The organism is Sulfuricystis thermophila (assembly GCF_004323595.1).
GTDB classification, from domain to species: Bacteria; Pseudomonadota; Gammaproteobacteria; order Burkholderiales; family Rhodocyclaceae; genus Sulfuricystis; species Sulfuricystis thermophila.
In genome coordinates this window covers 1,769,827-1,788,620 of sequence record NZ_AP019373.1, presented here as the reverse complement: position 1 = coordinate 1,788,620, position 18,794 = coordinate 1,769,827, and the positions used below count along the sequence as shown (strand labels likewise).

Annotated in this window: 21 protein-coding genes; 17 read left to right on the top strand and 4 right to left on the bottom strand. The window is 63.2% G+C overall.

Going from position 1 to position 18,794, the window contains the following annotated elements:
• Positions 1-11: 11 nt before the first annotated feature.
• From ccoO to M52SOB_RS08965, 6 genes are all read left to right on the top strand, one after another.
• Positions 12-626 (top strand): cytochrome-c oxidase, cbb3-type subunit II, encoded by a 615-nt coding sequence (gene ccoO / locus M52SOB_RS08990; RefSeq protein ID WP_131111547.1) that lies wholly within the window; start codon positions 12-14, stop codon positions 624-626.
• A gap of 4 nt (positions 627-630) precedes the next feature.
• Positions 631-807: a cbb3-type cytochrome oxidase subunit 3 gene (locus M52SOB_RS08985; RefSeq protein WP_131111546.1), complete on the top strand. Its 177-nt coding sequence runs from the start codon at positions 631-633 to the stop codon at positions 805-807.
• Positions 808-819: 12 nt separating this feature from the next.
• Positions 820-1,818: a cytochrome-c oxidase, cbb3-type subunit III gene (ccoP, locus tag M52SOB_RS08980; protein ID WP_131111545.1), complete on the top strand. Its 999-nt coding sequence runs from the start codon at positions 820-822 to the stop codon at positions 1,816-1,818.
• Positions 1,819-1,984: 166 nt separating this feature from the next.
• Positions 1,985-3,403 carry a cytochrome c oxidase accessory protein CcoG gene (ccoG, locus tag M52SOB_RS08975; RefSeq protein WP_131111544.1) on the top strand — a complete coding sequence of 473 codons (1,419 nt, stop codon included), beginning with the start codon at positions 1,985-1,987 and terminating at the stop codon, positions 3,401-3,403.
• A 12-nt stretch (positions 3,404-3,415) separates the two neighbouring features.
• Entirely contained in the window at positions 3,416-3,928 is a 513-nt protein-coding gene (locus M52SOB_RS08970; RefSeq protein WP_131111543.1) for a FixH family protein, read from the top strand.
• 48 nt (positions 3,929-3,976) lie between these two features.
• Positions 3,977-4,123, top strand: a complete 147-nt coding sequence (locus M52SOB_RS08965; RefSeq protein ID WP_131111542.1) for a DUF3149 domain-containing protein — start codon at positions 3,977-3,979, stop codon at positions 4,121-4,123.
• Positions 4,124-4,180: 57 nt separating this feature from the next.
• Here the strand turns inward: M52SOB_RS08965 and M52SOB_RS08960 are convergent, their stop codons facing one another.
• The gene (locus tag M52SOB_RS08960) at positions 4,181-4,777 is read right to left on the bottom strand and encodes a hemerythrin domain-containing protein (protein WP_172601797.1); all 597 of its coding nucleotides are present in this window, start codon (positions 4,775-4,777) and stop codon (positions 4,181-4,183) included.
• Between the two features lies 1 nt (position 4,778).
• Entirely contained in the window at positions 4,779-5,222 is a 444-nt protein-coding gene (locus M52SOB_RS08955) for a universal stress protein (protein ID WP_131111540.1), read from the bottom strand.
• Positions 5,223-5,309: 87 nt separating this feature from the next.
• Here M52SOB_RS08955 and M52SOB_RS08950 point away from each other — a divergent pair, with 87 nt between their 5' ends.
• The 5 genes from M52SOB_RS08950 to M52SOB_RS08930 all read left to right on the top strand — a co-directional run bounded on the left by M52SOB_RS08950 (position 5,310) and on the right by M52SOB_RS08930 (position 10,513).
• Complete coding sequence (locus M52SOB_RS08950) at positions 5,310-7,043, top strand: PHA/PHB synthase family protein (protein WP_284155055.1); 1,734 nt, start codon at positions 5,310-5,312, stop codon at positions 7,041-7,043.
• 135 nt (positions 7,044-7,178) lie between these two features.
• Positions 7,179-8,456, top strand: a complete 1,278-nt coding sequence (locus tag M52SOB_RS08945) for a nitronate monooxygenase (protein ID WP_131111539.1) — start codon at positions 7,179-7,181, stop codon at positions 8,454-8,456.
• A gap of 70 nt (positions 8,457-8,526) precedes the next feature.
• Complete coding sequence (locus tag M52SOB_RS08940; RefSeq protein ID WP_131111538.1) at positions 8,527-8,973, top strand: hemerythrin domain-containing protein; 447 nt, start codon at positions 8,527-8,529, stop codon at positions 8,971-8,973.
• Positions 8,970-9,206 (top strand): DUF2249 domain-containing protein, encoded by a 237-nt coding sequence (locus M52SOB_RS08935; protein WP_131111537.1) that lies wholly within the window; start codon positions 8,970-8,972, stop codon positions 9,204-9,206. The genes M52SOB_RS08940 and M52SOB_RS08935 overlap by 4 nt, the downstream gene beginning before the upstream one ends.
• A gap of 20 nt (positions 9,207-9,226) precedes the next feature.
• A complete protein-coding gene (locus tag M52SOB_RS08930) occupies positions 9,227-10,513 on the top strand; it encodes a hypothetical protein (RefSeq protein WP_131111536.1) in 1,287 nt (428 codons plus the stop codon).
• On the opposite strand, the gene M52SOB_RS08925 is transcribed toward M52SOB_RS08930, so the two are convergent.
• Positions 10,485-11,189 (bottom strand): Crp/Fnr family transcriptional regulator, encoded by a 705-nt coding sequence (locus tag M52SOB_RS08925; RefSeq protein WP_131111535.1) that lies wholly within the window; start codon positions 11,187-11,189, stop codon positions 10,485-10,487. The genes M52SOB_RS08930 and M52SOB_RS08925 overlap by 29 nt on opposite strands.
• 17 nt (positions 11,190-11,206) lie before the next feature.
• Positions 11,207-11,944, bottom strand: a complete 738-nt coding sequence (gene fnr, locus M52SOB_RS08920) for a fumarate/nitrate reduction transcriptional regulator Fnr (protein ID WP_131111534.1) — start codon at positions 11,942-11,944, stop codon at positions 11,207-11,209.
• A gap of 144 nt (positions 11,945-12,088) precedes the next feature.
• On the opposite strand from fnr, the gene hemN reads away from it, so the two are divergent.
• From hemN to M52SOB_RS08890, 6 genes are read left to right on the top strand one after another with little or no spacing between them, the layout of a single operon-like run.
• Positions 12,089-13,480 (top strand): oxygen-independent coproporphyrinogen III oxidase, encoded by a 1,392-nt coding sequence (gene hemN, locus M52SOB_RS08915; RefSeq protein ID WP_131111533.1) that lies wholly within the window; start codon positions 12,089-12,091, stop codon positions 13,478-13,480.
• A 41-nt stretch (positions 13,481-13,521) separates the two neighbouring features.
• On the top strand, positions 13,522-14,178 hold the full coding sequence (locus M52SOB_RS08910; protein WP_284155054.1) for a sulfite exporter TauE/SafE family protein: 657 nt from the start codon (positions 13,522-13,524) through the stop codon (positions 14,176-14,178).
• A 6-nt stretch (positions 14,179-14,184) separates the two neighbouring features.
• Positions 14,185-16,350, top strand: coding sequence for a heavy metal translocating P-type ATPase (locus M52SOB_RS08905; protein WP_131111532.1), 2,166 nt, complete (start codon positions 14,185-14,187; stop codon positions 16,348-16,350).
• Position 16,351: 1 nt separating this feature from the next.
• Positions 16,352-16,558 (top strand): heavy-metal-associated domain-containing protein, encoded by a 207-nt coding sequence (locus M52SOB_RS08900; protein WP_131111531.1) that lies wholly within the window; start codon positions 16,352-16,354, stop codon positions 16,556-16,558.
• Positions 16,559-16,605: 47 nt separating this feature from the next.
• Positions 16,606-17,154, top strand: coding sequence for an inorganic diphosphatase (ppa, locus tag M52SOB_RS08895; protein ID WP_131111530.1), 549 nt, complete (start codon positions 16,606-16,608; stop codon positions 17,152-17,154).
• A gap of 15 nt (positions 17,155-17,169) precedes the next feature.
• Positions 17,170-18,792, top strand: coding sequence for an NAD+ synthase (locus M52SOB_RS08890; protein ID WP_131111529.1), 1,623 nt, complete (start codon positions 17,170-17,172; stop codon positions 18,790-18,792).
• Positions 18,793-18,794: the final 2 nt, after the last annotated feature.

Here is an 18,794-nt window from a genome sequence, read left to right as displayed (position 1 = left end):
GACAAGACATCATGGCATTGACGCATGAAAAAATAGAATCCAGCAATACGCTGCTGATCATCCTCACCACCTTGGTGGTGAGCGTGGGCGGGCTGCTGGAAATCGTGCCGCTGTTCTTCCAGAAATCCACCACCACGCCGGTCAATGAGCTGGTCAAGCCCTACGACGCGCTGCGGCTCGCCGGGCGGGACATTTACATCCGCGAAGGCTGCTACAACTGTCACTCGCAGATGATCCGTCCCTTCCGCGCCGAGACCGAGCGTTACGGCCACTACTCGGTGGCGGGTGAATATGTCTATGACCACCCGTTCCAGTGGGGCTCGAAGCGTACCGGTCCGGATCTGGCGCGCGTCGGCGGCCGTTATTCCGATCAGTGGCATCGCATCCACCTCTTGAATCCGCGTGACGTGGTTCCTGAGTCGAACATGCCGGCCTACTACTGGCTGGATCGTCCGCTCAAGGATCCGCACATCAGTGCGAAGATGGCGGCGCTGCGCAAGGTCGGCGTGCCCTACACCGACCAGGAAATCGCCGAGGCGCCGAAGGCCCTGGAAGGCAAGACCGAGTTGGAAGCGGTGATCGCCTACCTGCAAGGTCTGGGTCTCGCGCTCAAGCAGGTGCGCTAAGCACATGGACATCAACGACCTGCGCTCCCTGTTCACGGTCCTGGTGATCATTCTGTTCGCCGGGATCGTCTGGTGGGCTTACTCGGCGAAGCAAAAAGAACCGTTCGACGAGGCCGCGAAATCGGTGCTCGACGACGATGCGCCCGAGCCGGGCAAGGGCGCGGGTCAACAGCACAACTGAAAGGAATTCGTCATGGATTTCAACTTTACGAGCGACCTGGTGGGGTTCTGGAACCTCTTCGTCGTCGTCATCGTCGCGGTCAGCGTCATCGGCTGCGGCGTCTTCCTCTGGGTGCAAGGTTCGGCCAAGTTCAAACCGGGCGAGGTCACTGGCCACGTCTGGGATGAAACGCTCGAGGAATACAGCAACCCGCTGCCGAACTGGTGGCGCTGGATGTTCTACATCACGGTGGTGTTCGCCATCGTCTATCTGGCGCTCTATCCTGGTTTGGGCAACAACCGCGGTATGTTCGGCTGGACGATGCGCGGCCAGTACGACGAGGAAATGAAGGCGGCAGAAGCGAAGTATGGTCCGATCTTCAACAAATTCCTCCAGCAGGACGTGATGACCGTCGCCGCCGATCCCGAGGCGCGCGAAATGGGCCAGCGGCTGTTCGTCACCTACTGCGCGCAGTGTCATGGTTCCGATGCCGGCGGCGGCCCGGGTTTCCCGAACCTCAAGGACAATGACTGGCTGTGGGGCGGTACGCCGGAAAAGATCAAGGAGACCATCACCAACGGTCGTATGGGCGTGATGACCCCCAAAGGTACCAAGCCCGACATGGATGCCGAGCAGGTGAAGGATGTGGTGGCCTATGTCCGCTCGCTCTCGGGTCTGTCGCATGATTCCGCACGTGCGCAGCGTGGCGCCGAACTGTACCCGCAAGCCTGCGCCGCGTGTCATGGTCCCGATGCGAAGGGTAATCCGGAAGCCGGTTATCCGAACCTGACCGACAAGGTTTGGCTCTATGGCTCCCGCGAGGAGACGATGATCGAGACGGTCACCAAAGGCCGCCAGAACCAGATGCCCGCGTTCGGCGAATTCCTCGGTCCGGCTAAGGTGCATCTTTTGACCGCCTACGTCTGGGGGCTCGGTGGCGGCGTCAAGCCGGCACCGGCGGCGCCTCAGCAGGCTGAAGCCGCACCGGCGGCAGCGACGAGCGGAGAGGCAGCGCCCGCCGAGCAAAAATAATCCTTGCCTTGCTGCCCGCCCATCGAGGGTGGGCAGCTTCTCCGCCCATCAGGGGGTTGCCGGAAAAGGCGACGGGCGGCTTCAAGATCGCGGAACATTCGAGGGTATGGTCCGTGGAGTAAAGTAGCGCATCGCTTTTGAACAATCGAAGACCTCGACCCGACCCATGAACCAGCCCGCAGAGAAAAACAACGCCGCAGCCCCGGCGGAAGAAGTCGTCACCCTCTACAAATCCCGCAAGAAAATCCACCCGCGTTCGGTGACCGGACGCTTCGCCAACTGGCGCTGGGTGTTCGTCTGGCTGACCCAGCTGATTTATTACGGCCTGCCCTGGATTCCTTGGGATGACCGGCAGGCTTTCTTGCTCGACATCGTCAACCGCAAGTTCTACATCTTCGGTCTGGTCCTCTGGCCGCAGGACGTCTTCTTCCTGGCGATCATCCTGATCATCTCGGCCTATTCGCTGTTCCTGTTCACTGCGGTGGCAGGACGGCTGTGGTGCGGCTATACCTGTCCGCAGACCGTCTATACCGAGATTTTCATGTGGATCGAGAAGATGATCGAGGGCGAGCGGCCGGCCCGCATCAAGCTCGATCAGGCGCCGATGGATGCCCGCAAATTCCGCCTGCGCGCATTGAAATATGGCAGTTGGGCGCTGTTCGCGTGGTGGACGGGGTTCACGTTGGTCGGCTATTTCACACCGATCCGGGAACTGTGGACAGAGTTCTGGACCTGGAATCTGGGCCCGTGGGAGACCTTCTGGATCTTCTTCTACGGTTTCATGACCTTCCTGTTCGCCGGCATCATGCGCGAGCAGGTGTGTCTCTACATGTGCCCCTACGCCCGCTTCCAGAGCGTGATGTTCGATCCGGACACGCTGGTGATCACCTACGACGTCGAACGCGGCGAACCGCGCGGCGCGCGTCGTAAAGGCGTCGATCCGAAGAGCGTCGGCAAGGGCGATTGCATCGATTGCGGCATCTGCGTGCAGGTCTGTCCAACCGGCATCGACATCAGGAACGGCCTGCAATATGAATGTATCGGCTGCGCAGCCTGCATCGATGGCTGCGACGAGGTGATGGACAAGATGGGCTATCCTCGCGGCCTGATCCGCTACACCACCGAGCATGCGATGGAGCGGCATTGGGGCAAAAAGGAAATCCTGCGCCATGTCGTCCGCCCGCGCATCATCGTCTATACGCTGATCCTGCTCGCGATCGTCTCGGGCCTGATCTGGGGGATCGCCAACAAGCCCGATCTGCGCGTGAATGTGATCCGCGACCGCGGCGTGCTGGCCCGGGAAGTGGAAGGGGGGCTGGTCGAGAATATCTATCGACTGCAGGTGATGAACGTCTCGGAGCAGCCGCACCGCTATCGGATCACGGTGAGCGGGCTCGACGGCATCCAGCTCGAAGGCGAGCCGGTACTCGAAGTCGAACCGGCGACGACGAAGAGCTTTTCTTATGCCGTGCGCGTACCGCCCGAGGCGGCGCCGAAGGGCTCACATACCATCTATTTCGATGTCAAGGCGGAAGGCAACGAGAAGATCGCCGTGCATGAGAAGGCGACCTTCCTGATGCCCTAAGGAAATCGGTCCATGAGCATTTCTGTGCGAGAACAAGTCAGCAAACCCTGGTACCGCGAGCCTTGGCCGTGGTTCCTGATGTCCGGCCCGATCATCGTGATCATCGCGGCGCTCGTATCGGCCTGGATCGCGATCAGCAGCAACGATGGTCTGGTCAGCGAGGATTATTACAAGCAGGGCCTGGCGGCCGGCGAAACGCTGGCGAGGAGCAAGCTCGCCGAGACATTGGGCATTACGGTCGCGATGCGGCTGGAAGGCGACCACGTGCGCGTACGCCTTGGCAGCCGCGACGCTTCCGTGACGCCAACCGCCCTCCATCTGACCTTGTCCCACCCGACCCGGGCCGGCATCGATCAACACGCGGTGCTGAAAGCCGTGGGCGGGGAATATGTCGGCGAGCTGAATCTGCCCGCTTCCGGGCACTGGCTGCTGATCGTCGAGGACGAGGCGAAGACCTGGCGGGTGATGGGAGGGGTGATGTTGCCGGCAAGCAAGGATGTGGTGATCGGTGCCAGCGGTGCTTGACGGCGGGCGCCGGTCGGTTTTTTGTTCGTCAACTAGGGGAGAACTGGCATGCAAGCACTCAAGGAGCTGTTCAGCACCGATATCGGCCTGCTGAGTACGTTTACCGTCGCTTTTGCGATCGGCATGATCATCTTCATCTACAACTTCGCGAAGAAGCACATGGACGAGGATGCGAGGAACGCATCGAGAAAATAAGCGTTCTCAGAGAAACACGAGCAAGAAAGCTGCCGGGCCTCCGGCAGCTTTTTTACTTCAATCGCTCGATGTCTGCGCCGGCCCGACACCGATCGGTGGTGGTGCGAGATTGACGATGCGGGAAAACAGCTCGCGAAACTCGTGCTCGGGTTTGGCACCGAAACGTGCATCGTCTTTGCCGACGAAGGCATCGGTGATTTCCAGCCAATCCTCGGTGGTCAGATATTTCTTCGCCAGCGGAATGACCGTCTTTTCCTCGAGCAGCATGTGCTGGCGTGCGGCCTCGGTGTGGGCCTCGACGGCGGCAGCGAAGGCGTCGAGGCTGCCGGGTACGCCGGCTTCAACCTGACCGAGGCGTTGTTCGAGTTCGCGAAGGTGTGCGGCGCTTTCTGCATGTTGCCGCTCGAGCAGATCGAGCGTGGCGTCGGCCTCCTGGGTGCGTGCTCTCAGGCGGGCGAATAGCAGCGCTTCCTCGCGCGGATCGTGCAGCCGCTGCGAGAAGGCGTCCATGTAATAGAGCATCGCCCAGAGCAGCTTGAAATCGGGCTCCGTGCCTTTCTCGCGGGCTTCTCGGACGAGGAAGTGCAGCCCATGCAATACCGCGCCGAGCGAGCGGTGTTCGTCGAGCAGGATGGCGAGGGCGCGATTGTGCATGTCAGCGATAGACCAGCACCGGAATCTTCGAATGGGTGAGGACTTTCTGGGTCTCCGAGCCGAGCAGCAGGGCGCCCAGCCCGCGCCGACCATGCGAAGCCATGAAGATCAGGTCGCAGCCGGCGGCATCGGCGGCCTCGATGATCGCTTCATAAGGGATGTCGCTGGTCTTGCTGAGCGTGGCGCATTCGACGCCGGATTCAGCGGCGAGCCGGGCGCATTTGTCGAGGATTTCCTGTGCCTGCTGCTCGGCCATCTGCGCGAACTTCTCCGGGGTGGTGGGGTCGATCAATGCGCCCTCGCCATAAAAGGCGACCGGATATTCCGGCTTGGCGTAGAAAAAGGTGATGCGCGCACCGGCTTCCTTCGCAAAGCTGATGGCGCGCTTGACCGCTTCCTGCGATAGTTGTGAACCGTCGGTCGGTACGAGAATGTGCTTGAACATCGTGCGCTCCCTGGCAAGAGGCTTGACGCATATCAACATCGCACGCGGCGATACCTTGCAGAATCATAGCGCATCGGGAGAACGAGGATGGCAACGAACAGAGCGCCGGCGGTCACGGTGACGCCCCAACAGGTTTTTCGAGCCATGCGCGAGGCTGCGCAGACGGGCGTCGATCCACTCGGCATGGTGATGCCGCTACTCAACGCGCAGTGGGCCTGGCTGACGCACCCGCAGGAGCTGGCCGAAACGGCAGCGGGTTTTTACGCCCGTCTGCTGCAATTGCAGCAGCATTCCTGGCAACGCATGCTGGGGCTGCCCGGCGAGGACGTCGAGCTGCCGCATCCGGACGATACCCGCTTCGCCGATCCGGTGTGGACCGAGTCGGCGACCTGGGATCTGACGAAAGAGTGGTATCTGGCCTTCACCCACCAGATCCAGGACATGCTTTACCAGACGCCGGGACTGTCCAGCCGCGAGCGGCGGCGCGCAGCGTTCTGGTGGCGCAAGTGGCTCAACGCGATGGCGCCGACGAATTTCCTGCTCACCAATCCGGTGGCGATCAGAAAAGCCGTCGAGACCCATGGGGAGAGCCTGATCCGCGGCTTCCAGAACTTCATCGCCGACCTGCAGGCCGGCGAGATTCGCATGACGCGGCCGGAAGATTTCCAGGTCGGCGTCAATCTCGCCACGACGCCCGGCAAGGTGGTGATGCGCAACCGGCTCGTCGAGCTGATCCACTATGCGCCGACCGCCCCCCAGGTGCATCGCGTGCCGCTGCTGATCGTCACACCGTGGATCAACAAGTTCTACATTCTCGATCTCACGCCCAAGAAGAGCCTGGTGAAGTTTCTGCTCGACCAAGGCTTCGACGTCTATATCACGAGCTGGAAGAATCCGGACGCAACGATGGCTGAGGTGGGTTTCGACGATTACCTCACCGAGGGCATCGAGGCCGCGATCGCGACGATGCGCGGCATCTCGAAGTCCGACCAGGTCAACGCCGTCGGCTACTGCATCGGCGGCACCGCGCTGGCGATCTATCTCGCCTGGGCGAACCGCAGGTTCACGCCGCAAGAGGTGCCCGTGGCGAGTGCGACGTTGTTCACCACGCTGGTCGATTTCCACAAGCCGGGCGATATCGAGGTATTCCTCGACGAGGGCAGCTACCGCTATCTCGTGGCGAAGATGGAAGCCAAAGGCTATCTCGATGGCAGGGAGATGGCCGCGGCTTTCCGCCTGCTGCGTTCGAACAGCCTGATCTGGCATTACGTCGTGCATGGCTATCTGTATGGCGAGACGCCGCCCCCTTTCGACGTGCTCTACTGGAACATGGACACGACGCGCATGCCGGCCAGGATGCACGCCTGGTATCTGCGCCACCTCTATCTCGACAACAAGCTGATCAAGAAAGATGCACTGGCAATCGCCGGCCAGCCACTCGACCTGACGCGCATCGTTCAGCCGGTGTATGCGGTGGCGGCGGCCGACGACCACATCGCACCCTGGCGGCAGGCTTACCGCCTCATGAATTATGTTTCCGGGCCAAAGCATTTCGTCCTGTCGAGCTCAGGTCACATCCTCGGCATCGTCAATCCGCCGGTGCATCCGCCCAAGCGTGAATACCGCGTCGGCGCCGCCGAGCGGCACGACAATCCCGATGTCTGGTTCGAGCGCGCACAGCTGCATCCGGGCAGCTGGTGGGAGGACTGGGTGGCCTGGCTGCGGCCCCGTTCCGGGCCGCTCGTCGAGCCTGGCCCGGTGGCGACACGCGCCCATCCTGCGCTCGCCGACGCGCCCGGAACCTACGTGCTCGAACGCTGAAAAGTCGGTGCTGGCGGAAATAGAGGACGTCCCGCCGGGCGCCGACTCGCCACGAAAAGTCGGCGCTGGCGGGACGGCACAAGGTATCATTACATCCTGTGATTGGGGCTGCCAAGAGCGGCCGGGATAGTGAACATGAAATGCGTGGATGATTTCCGCCTGCGCCTGGGCAAGCATGAGCTGGTGCCCATCGTCATCGGCGGGATGGGGGTGGATATTTCGACGTCCGACCTCGCGCTCGAAGCGGCGCGGCTGGGCGGGGTCGGGCATATCTCCGATGCGATGGTACCGACCGTCTCCGACCGTCGATACAACACCAAATACGTCAAGGACAAGCTGCGCCAGTACAAATACAACGTCGCCAACAGCAACAAGGCCGACGTGCAGTTCGACCTCGCCCTGCTCGCCGAGGCGACCGAGGCGCATGTGCGGCACACGATGGAAAGAAAGCGCGGCGAAGGGCTGATCTTCATCAATTGCATGGAAAAGCTGACGATGAACGCGCCGAAGGAGACGCTGCGCGTGCGGCTGCGCTCGGCGCTCGATGCCGGCATCGATGGCATCACCCTCGCGGCCGGCCTGCATCTGGGCTCTTTTGCGCTGATCGAGGATCATCCACGTTTCCGCGATGCCAAGCTCGGCATCATCGTCTCATCCTTGCGGGCGTTGCAGCTGTTCATCAAGAAGAGCGCGCGCACCCGGCGGCTACCCGATTACGTCGTCGTCGAGGGACCCCTCGCCGGCGGCCACCTCGGGTTCGGCATGGACTGGGCGGATTACGATCTGGCGAGCATCGTCGCCGAGATCCGTGCCTGGCTCGATGCCGAGCAGCTGCCGATCCCCCTGATCCCGGCCGGCGGTATCTTCACCGGCGGCGATGCGGTCGGCTTCCTCGAAAACGGCGCCGCGGCGGTGCAGGTGGCGACCCGCTTCACCGTCTCGAAGGAATGCGGGCTGCCGGACGACATCAAGCAGGAATATTTCAAGGCCGACGAGGACGACATCGAGGTGAATCTGATCTCACCGACCGGCTATCCGATGCGCATGCTGAAGAACAGCCCGGCGATCGGCGACGGCATCCGCCCCAACTGCGAGGCCTACGGCTATCTGCTCGATGCCAACGGTCGCTGTTCCTACATCGACGCCTACAACCGCGAAGTCGCCGCGCATCCGGGTGCCAAGAAGATCCACGTCTGGGACAAGACCTGTCTGTGCACGCAGATGCGCAACTTCGACCTGTGGACCTGCGGCCATTACACCTACCGGCTCAAGGACACCTCGCGGCGCAGACCCGATGGCAGCTGGCAATTGCTGAGCGCCGAGCACGTCTTCAACGACTATCGTTACAGCAAGGGCGATGCGATCGCCTTGCCTCCGGCGGAGAGCCCGGCCGAAACCGCAGCGGCGATTTGACGCTCGTCAAGGCAGGAGAGGACAAGGGCGGCGACAATAGACCGCCATTCCAGTCGAAAAGAGAAGACCGATGCCCTCCCTGACCGAACCCCTGCGCCACCATCATCAATACTGCGACGATCTGTTCGTCAGCGCGGAAAATGCCGTGCGTGCCGGCGACTGGGCACGCGCCGGACTTGCGCTTTCGGCTTTCCTCGCCGCGATGGAGATTCACTTCACGACCGAGGAAGAGACGCTGTTTCCGGCCTTCGAGACCGCCACCGGCATGAGTATGGGACCGACGCGCATGATGCGCCATGAACACGCGCAGATGCGCGAGCTGTTCAAGCAGATGGAGGCGGCATGTGCGGTCCAGGATGCCGAGGCCTATGCCGGCGCAGCCGATACGCTCTTGGTGATGATGCAGCAGCACAACATGAAGGAAGAGAACATCCTCTACCCGATGTGCGATCAGCGCTTGGTTGCCGAAACCGACTCTTTGGCGCCGGTGCTGCACGAGCGTTTGGAGTTGGCATGACTGACGCAAACCGGGGCGTGCGGATCATCGATGGCCGCGAAATGCAGCCACCCGAACCGCTCGAACGGACGCTCGAAGCCCTCGATGGCCTTGCTGCCGGGGAAGAGCTGTTGCTGTTGCTCTATTGTCACCCGCTGCCGCTGTTCAACATCCTGCGCAATCAAGGCGGTTACGTCTGGCAGGAGGAAGTCCTCGAGGACGGCACGCACGAGATCCGCATCCGGCACGCTTGAGGACGGGCGAGGCGTGAAACATGCATCCTGATCTCTCTTTCGATCAGGCGCCGCCAATCGGCGTTCCCTTCCGTTTCTTCCTGACCGCGCCGTTGTTCGGCATCGCGGCGGGCTTGCTGCTCGCGATCGTCGGCGGCGAAATGTTCGCTTCGCGCTGGATGCCCGCGGCGCTGGCCGGCACCCATCTGTTGGTGCTGGGTTTCATGCTGCAGGCGATGTGCGGTGCACTGCTGCAATTCCTGCCGGTGGCGGCAGGGGCGAATGTCTGGCGACCCCGGTGGGTGGCCGGGGTGGTGCACCCGTTGCTGATCGTCTCGGCCGCACTGCTGGTTACCGCCTTCCTGAGTCAGCAGCCAGCGTTTTTCATGGCAGCAGCGCATGGGCTGGCGTTGGCGCTGGGCTTCTTCGCCATCGTGACGGGGATTGCGCTCCTACGCACACCGGCACGCGGCGCGACCGTGGTCGCACTGCGGCTGGCCGTGACCGCCCTCGTGGCGACAATGAGCCTCGGCATCGTTCTCGCGGCGGGACTTGCGCGCGGCAGCGAGTGGCCGCTCCTCGCACTCACCGACTTGCATGCGGCGTGGGGTTTGGGCGGCTGGGCGTTGATTCTGCTGGCTGGCGTGTCCTATTACGTGGTGCCGATGTTTCAGCTCACCCCTGCCTATCCGGTTTGGCTGGCGCGCAGCTTTCCGCTCGTCCTGCTCGCCTTGCTGTTGGGCTGGTCGCTGCTTTTCGATCCGGTGGCAGCGAGCAGGCAGCAAGTGGCCTTCATCGGTGGCGTCGGCGTGAGCAGCGCGTTCGCCGTGGCCACGTTGCGTCTCCAGCAGCGTCGCCGCCGCAAGGTGAGCGATGCCACCTTCCTGTTTTTCCGCACGGCGATGCTGGCCCTGCTCGCGGTGGTCGTCTCCGCGCTGGCGATCACCCTCTTGCCGGCGCTGGCCGCTGAACCGCGCGGGGCGGTGTGGATCGGCCTTTTGGCGATCGTCGGCGTGTTCGTCTCGGCGATCAACGGCATGCTCTACAAGATCGTGCCGTTTTTGAATTGGCTGCATCTGCAGAACCTGTGCGGCCGGGGCATCATGCCGCCGACGATGCATCAGATGATCCCGGAAAAGCGCATGCGCGGGCAGTTTTACCTGCATGTGGCGGCGCTGGCTTTCCTTCTCGCGGCGGTCGTCTGGCCGGTACTGGCGCGGCCGGCCGGTGTGCTGTTCGCGGCCTCGTGCGTCTGGCTGGAGGCGAACCTGATCGGCGCGGTGGGCGTCTATCGCGATTTCAAAACTCGTATTCGCGCAGCCGCTTGAGATCGCCGATCTTGATGTGCTTGCCCTGCATTTCGATCAGCCGCGCTTCGGTCAGATCGTGCAGGATGCGCGAGAGGGTTTCCGGCGTCAGGTTGAGCCGCGAGGCGATCACCTGCTTCGAGGTCGGCAGGATGATCTCGATGCTGCCTTCGCAATGCTCATTCGGACAGTGCTGCAGCAGATAGCCGATGACCCGCTGGGCGCTGGAGCGCAGGCTGTAGGATTCGACATCCATGATCAGCGAATGCAGGCGCATCGCCAGCCCGGCAAGCATGTTGCGGGCGAAGGAGTTGTCCGTTTCGAGCAGCTCGAAGATCGCATCGCGCGGGACGAAGAGCAACAAGGAGTCAGCCAGCGCCTGGGCAAACACGGGGTAGGGCCGCTGGGCAAAAACCGCGGCCTCGCCGAAGCTCTGGCGCGGGCCGAGGATTTCGACCACTTTTTCGTTGCCACTCGACGACGGAAAGGCGAGCTTGACCTGGCCGAAAACGATGAAATAGAAACCGTGGGCGATGTCGCCACGCTGGAACAGCATTTCGCCCTTCGGCAGGCGCTTGGCTCGCGTATGTGCGGCCAGATGCGCGATCTGCTCGGCGGAGAGCTCCTGGAACAGCGGCAGACGAACCAGCAGGGCCGGAATGTCGATGCGGGTGTCGTGGGTATCTTGCGACGTCATCTTGGGAACCGATCCTTTCAGGCGTGCCGTTCGGAAAGCAGTTTTTTGAGTCCGGCGACATCGAGAATGCGGATGTGCTTCTGGTGCACCGCGATCAAGCCCTCCTCCTGGAAGCGCGAGAAGGCGCGGCTGACGGTTTCGAGCTTCAAGCCCAGGTAGGAACCGATCTCGTTGCGGGTCATGCGCAGGTTGAATTCGGTCGGCGAATAGCCGCGCGCGGTGAAGCGCTGCGACAGGTTGAGCAGGAAGGCGGCCAGGCGCTCTTCGGCGCGCATGATGCCCAAGAGCATCATCACACCGTGATCGCGCACGATCTCGCGGCTCATCACCTTGTGGAAGTGATGCTGCAGCGCGCCGATCGAGCGGGAATAGTTTTCCAGGTCGGCGAAGGGAATGACGCAGACTTCGCTGTCTTCGAGCGCGATCGCATTGCACGAGTGCTTTTCGCTGCCGATGCCGTCGAGGCCGAGGATTTCGCCCGCCATCTGGAAACCGGTGACCTGCTCGCGGCCATCCTCGAGCAGCACATCAGTCTTGAAAAAGCCGGTTTTGACAGCATAAATCGCTTCGAAGGGATCGCCGCTGCGAAACAGGTGCTGACCGCGCAGGATGCGGCGTCTGATGGTGACGAGTTCGTCGAGCTGGCCGAGCTCTTCTTCCGATAGACCGACCGGCAGGCACAGCTCGCGCAGGTTGCATTGCGAACAGGCTTCACGCAACGCCGGTAGCGAGAGACGGGCTAATTTTGCCGGCATGGGGTGAGATTCGGAACGGCTTTGATCTGTGTCAACGTGGGCTGGCCGCGCTTGCTGCATTCTCTGGGCTCCGTCCGGTTGGGGCGCGCTCTGGCTGAGCGTGGTATTTTCATCGCGTCTTTATCGCGTCATTCGTTGTAAGTCGTGAGCCATTATCAAGAACTGATTTTCGATCCGCAGGTCATCCGACGTTTCGACGTTTCCGGCCCGCGTTATACGTCCTATCCGACGGCCGACCGCTTCGTCGAGGCTTTCGATGCCGCTGCCTACCGTTCCTGGCTGGGGAAGCGCACGATCGGCGGGATCGGCAGGCCGCTTTCATTATACTTTCACATCCCGTTCTGCAACACGATCTGCTACTACTGCGCCTGCAACAAGATCATCACCAAGGATCACGGGCGCTCGGCCAAGTATCTGAAATACCTCGGCAAGGAACTCGCGTTGCAGTCGGCGGCCCTCGACGGCCCGCACGACGTGGTGCAACTGCACTGGGGCGGCGGCACGCCGACTTTCCTCTCGCACGAGGAGATGAAGCGGCTGATGGAGATGACCCGGCAGCATTTCCGCCTGTTGCCGGAGGGCGAATATTCGATCGAGGTCGATCCGCGCAAGGTCGACCGCGAGACGGTGAAATTGCTCGCCGAGCTGGGTTTCAACCGCATGAGCGTCGGCGTGCAGGATTTCGACCCGCGCGTGCAGGCCGCAGTGAATCGCATCCAGACGCTCGACGAGACGCGCGTCGTCATCGATGCGGCGCGCGAGTTCGGCTTCAAGGGCATTTCGGTCGATCTGATCTACGGTCTGCCGAAGCAGAACGTGATCAGCTTCAACCATACGCTCGATGAGGTGATCAAGCTCTCGCCGGACCGTCTGTCGATCTACAACTATGCGCATCTGCCGAATCTCGCCAAGCCGCAGCGGCGCATCAACGAAGCCGACCTGCCGAGTCCGGAGGCCAAGCTGCAGATCCTGCAGCTCGCCATTCGCCGTCTGACCGACGCGGGCTATGTCTTCATCGGCATGGATCACTTCGCCAAGCCGGATGACGAGCTGGCGATCGCCCAGCGCCAGGGCAGGCTGCATCGCAACTTCCAGGGCTATTCGACGCATGCCGAAGCCGATCTGTTGGCCTTCGGTGTCTCGGCGATCGGCAAGGTCGGCCCGACCTATGCGCAAAACTACCGCACCCTCGACGAGTATTACGACGCGCTCGATCAGGGGCGGCTGCCGGTGATGCGTGGGCTGGAGCTCACCGCGGATGATCTGCTGCGCCGTTCGATCATCCAGGCCTTGATGTGCCACTTCGAACTGTCGATCGAATCGATCGAGATCGCCCATCTGATCGACTTCAACTCCTACTTTGCGGCGGAACTCGCCGATTTGCGCGAGATGGAGCAGGCCGGGCTGCTGACCATCGACGAGCAGTGGATCACCGTCGAGCCGAAAGGCCGCCTCCTGGTGCGCGTCATCGCGATGGTGTTCGACAAGTATTTGCGCGCCGACCGCGAGCGCGTGCGCTATTCCAAAGTCATCTGACCCTGAAGTAATGTCGGCGCTGACAGGACGGCACCCCGCCCGTGGATAACTCGTTTCTCGCGCTGTTCATCGTCGGCCTGCTCGGCGGCGGCCACTGCGCCGGCATGTGCGGCGGCATCGTCGGCGCGTTTTCGCTGCAGGCGCCTAGGCAGGGCGCGGCGGCGCTCTTCGTCCAGCTCGCTTACAACCTCGGTCGCATCGCGAGTTATGTCACCGCCGGCCTCATTGCCGGCTGGCTGGGGCAGGCGGCCGGCAGTCTGCTCGCGCTGCAAAACGGGCTGTATCTCTTCGCCAGTCTGATGCTGGTCGCGATGGGCTTGTATCTTCTTGGGGTGACCCAATTCCTCGCGCCGCTGGAGCGCGGCGGCCAGAGGTTGTGGCGACGCATCCAGCCGCTCACCTCCCGCTTCCTGCCGGTGCGCGGTATCGCTCAAGCGCTGCCGTTGGGGTTGCTGTGGGGGTGGCTACCCTGCGGCCTCGTCTATAGCGCGCTGACCACGGCGCTCGCCGCCGGTTCGGCCGTCAAGGGGGCGTTGCTGATGCTCGCCTTCGGGCTTGGCACGCTGCCGAATCTGCTCTTGGCGGGGCTCTTGCTCGCGCGCTTCACCCGCTTTGCCCAAGCCCGCGTCGTGCGCGTGGTTTCTGGCCTTCTGGTGCTCGGCTACGGGATAATGGGCTTCGTCAATTATTTCCGCTGAAATGAAATGGAAGCGAAAAGCGAATCCTGCGAGACCGTCGAGCTCGCCATCGGCGGCATGACCTGCGCCGCTTGCTCGGCGCGCATCGAGCGGCAACTGAACAAACTGCCGGGCGTCGAGGCGGTGGTGAATCTGCCGGCCGAGCGCGCCCACATCCGCTACGACCCGCACGCGGTCGATGTCGACAAGCTCATCGCGACGATCGTCAAGACCGGCTTCACGGCCACGCCCTCGACCGCCGACACGCGCACCGAAGAGAAGGCGCGCAAGGAGGCAGCCTACCGTGCCGAAGTGAAGCGTTTCTGGATCGCGCTGGCGCTCACCGCGCCGCTGATCGCGCAGATGCCCTTCATGTTCGCCGCGGGCGGCGACGTTCATGCCGACATCCTGCCGCGCTGGCTGCAATTCGCCCTGGCGACCCCGGTGCAGTTCTGGATCGGCTGGCGCTTCTATGTCGGCGGCTGGAACGCGCTGCGCGGCGGTTCCGGCAACATGGACGTGCTGGTCGCGCTCGGCACGACGATGGCCTGGGCTTACAGCACCGTCGTGCTGCTGTTCGGTCTGCACCAGCACGTCTATTTCGAGGCTTCGGCGACGGTGATCACGCTGGTGCTGATGGGCAAGATCCTCGAGGCGCGCGCCAAGGCCAAGACCGGCGCGGCGATCGAGGCGCTGATGAAGCTCGCCCCCGCGACCGCCCATGTCGAGCGCGATGGGCAACTCGTCGAGCTGCCGGTCAAAAGCCTGATCCCCGGTGACATCGTCGTCGTGCGGCCGGGCGAGGCGGTGCCGGTCGATGGCGAGGTCGTGGCCGGCACATCGAGCGCCAATGAGGCGATGCTCACCGGCGAGAGCATGCCAGTGGCGAAAAGCGTCGGCGACAAGGTGTTCGCGGCAACGATCAATGGCGAGGGCTTGCTGCGCGTGAAGGCGACGGGTGTCGGTTCGCACACGCTTCTTGCGGGCATCATCCGGCTGGTCGAGGAGGCGCAGGGCTCGAAGGCGCCGGTGCAGCGGCTCGCCGACAAGGTCGCGGCGATCTTCGTGCCGGTGGTGGTGACGATCGCCCTGATCACCTTCGGCGCCTGGTGGTCGCTTGCCGGCGACTTCACCCAGGCGCTGATCGATGCGGTCGCTGTGCTGGTGATCGCCTGCCCCTGCGCGCTGGGGCTGGCGACGCCGACCGCGATCATGGTCGGCACCGGCCTGGGCGCGAAGGCGGGGATCTTGATCCGCAACGCGCAGGCGCTGGAACTGGCGGAAAAAATCACCGTGCTGGCAGTCGACAAGACCGGCACGCTGACCGAGGGCAAACCCGTGGTGGTGGATATCAAAGTCGGCGCTGACGGAACGGCACCCGAAGTGCTGAGGCTCGCCGCCAGTCTGGAGCAAGGCTCGACGCACCCGCTCGCGGCGGCGCTGGTGGCCGAGGCGAAACGGCGCGGGCTGTCGCTCGAAGCGCCGCAGGCGGTATTGGTGGAAGCGGGCAAGGGTATCGCCGGCGAGGTCGCGGGCAGGAGCGTGCGGGTCGGTTCGCCCGACTGGCTGGGCGCGGGGGCGAGCGAATCGGCAGGCAGTCAGGTCGCGGTCGAGGTGGATGGCAGGCTCGTCGGCGTGATCAGCGTCGCCGATCCGTTGCGCGAGAGCTCGCAGGCGGCGGTAGCGCGTCTGCAGCGCATGGGCGTCGACGTGGTGATGCTCACCGGTGACAACGCGGCAACCGCAGCCGAGATCGCCCGTCAGGCGGGGGTGCGACGCTTCGAGGCGAATGTGTTGCCCGGCGACAAGGCGCGCCATGTCGCGGCACTGAAGGCCGGCGGCAAGGTCGTCGGCATGGCCGGTGATGGCATCAACGATGCGCCGGCGCTGGCGGCGGCCGACGTTTCCTTCGCGATGGGCGCGGGCGCGGACGTGGCGATGCAGGCCGCCGATGTGACGCTGATGCGTAATGATTTGCACGGCGTCGCCGATGCGATTTCGCTGTCGCGTGCGACGCTGGCGAAGATCCGCCAGAACCTGTTCTGGGCCTTCATCTACAATGTGATCGGCATTCCCGCGGCGGCCCTCGGTTTCTTGAGCCCGGTGGTGGCCGGCGCGGCGATGGCGATGAGCTCGGTTTCGGTGGTGAGCAATTCTTTGCTGCTGAAACGCTGGAAACCAGGAGGTATTTGAGATGGAAACGACGACGATCAAGATCACCGGCATGTCTTGCGGCGGCTGCACCGCCAGCGTGACGAAGGTGCTTTCGGAAACCCCTGGGGTGGCGAAGGTCGAGGTGCAGCTCTCCCCCGGCCAGGCGACCGTGACCTACGATCCGGCCAAGGTGACGCGGGAAGCGCTTTGCGCCGCCATCGGGGATGCGGGCTTCGAGGCCGAATGAATGTTGCGCTGCATCTTATAATGCGACGCTTTTGACAGGAGTCAGCCGTGGCCTTGAACAATGTTCCTTCCGGCAAGGATCTGCCGAACGATTTCAATGTGATCATCGAGATTCCGATGCATTCGGATCCGATCAAGTACGAGGTCGACAAGGATTCCGGCGCGATCTTCGTCGATCGTTTCATGTCCACGGCGATGCACTACCCGTGCAACTACGGCTACATCCCGCACACCATCGCCGGTGACGGCGATCCGGTCGATGTGCTGGTCGTCAGCCAGTTCGCGCTGCCGCCCGGCGTCGTCGTGCGCTGCCGGCCGGTCGGCATGCTCAAGATGACCGACGAGGCGGGCGAGGACGCGAAGTTGCTGGCCGTGCCGGTCGACAAGCTGACGCCGATGTATCGCGACATCGAATCGCCGCGCGATTTCCCGCAGGTGGTGCTCGACTCGATCGCCCACTTCTTCGCGCATTACAAGGATCTCGAGCCGGGTAAGTTCGTCAAGGTCGAGGGCTGGGTCGGCGCCGAGGAGGCCAAGCAGGAAATCATGGCGGGCGTGGCGCGCTTTAATGAAGCGAAGCAGAAACCTGCCTACTGAACTTCCGGCATCGGCATGAGCCTCAAAGTAGCCGTCGCGCAGATCGACTGCACGGTCGGCGACCTGGCCGGGAATGCTGCCCGCATCCTCGCCGCCGCCGACGAGGCGCATGCGCTGGGTGCCGATCTGTTGCTGACGCCCGAATTGGCGCTCGCCGGCTATCCGCCCGAGGATCTGCTGCTGCGGCCGGACTTTCATCGCGCCTGTGCCCGCGAGTTGTCGGCGCTGGCAGCACGGCTGCCGCTGCCGGCCGTCGTCGGCCACCCCGAGATGCGCGGTACGCTGCGCTACAACGCCGCTTCACTGTTGCGCGACGGGCGCATCGAGGTCACCTACCACAAGCAGCGCCTGCCCAACAGCGAGGTCTTCGACGAGGAACGTTATTTCGCCGCCGGCAGCGCGCCATGCGTGTTCACGCTCGGCGAAACCACGATCGGGCTGGCGATCTGCGAAGACATCTGGCTGCCGGGCACGGTCGAGGCAACCCGCGCGGCCGGTGCCGAATTGTTGCTGGCGCTAAATGCTTCGCCGTTCCACATGAACAAGGCCGCTACCCGCCAGGCGGTACTGCGTGAGCGCATCGCCGGCACCAGCATGCCGGCGATCTATTGCAATCTGGTGGGCGGCCAGGACGAACTGGTGTTCGACGGCGATTCGTTCGCGCTCGATGCCCAAGGGCGGCTCACCCATCAGTTGCCGGCCTTCGAGGAGGCGCTGGCGATCGTCGAATACGCCGATGGCCATTTGCTGCCGGGCACGCTGGCCGCACCCCTGTCGGTCGAGGCCTCGGTGTATGCCGCGCTGTGCCTCGGCGTTGCCGACTACATCGGCAAGAACGGTTTCCCCGGCGCGATCGTCGGCCTCTCCGGCGGCATCGATTCGGCGCTCACTTTGGCGGTCGCCGTCGATGCACTGGGGGCGGAGCGGGTGCGCGCGGTGATGATGCCTTCGCCCTATACCGCGCAAATGAGCCTCGACGACGCACGCGAAATGGCGCGCCGGCTGGGCGTGCAGTATGACGAAATCCCGATCGCCGCCGCGATGGAGCAATTCGCCAACATGCTCGCGCCGGTATTCGCACCCTTGGGGCCGAAACCCGCCTGGGACACCACCGAGGAGAACATCCAAGCGCGCATCCGCGGGCTGCTGCTGATGGCGATCTCGAACCGCACCGGACGCATCCTGCTCACCACCGGCAACAAGAGCGAGATGGCAGTCGGCTATGCGACGCTCTATGGCGACATGGCGGGCGGTTTCGCGGTGCTCAAGGATGTCTTCAAGACCTTCGTCTATCGGCTGGCGCATTACCGCAATACCCTCTCCGACGTGATTCCGCAGAACATCCTCACCCGCGCGCCCTCGGCCGAGCTCAAAGCCAATCAGACCGATCAGGACTCGCTGCCGCCCTACGAAGTGCTCGACGCGATCATCGAGGCCTACATGGAGCGCGACCTATCGCCACGCGAGATCATCGCGCAAGGCATGCCGGAAGCCGACGTGCGCCGCGTGATCACGCTGCTCAAGAAGAACGAATACAAGCGCCGCCAGGCGCCGCCCGGCGTGCGCGTGACGCGCCGCGCCTTCGGCAAGGATTGGCGCTATCCGATAACATCGCGTTATCCCGACGAATGGAGTTGAAC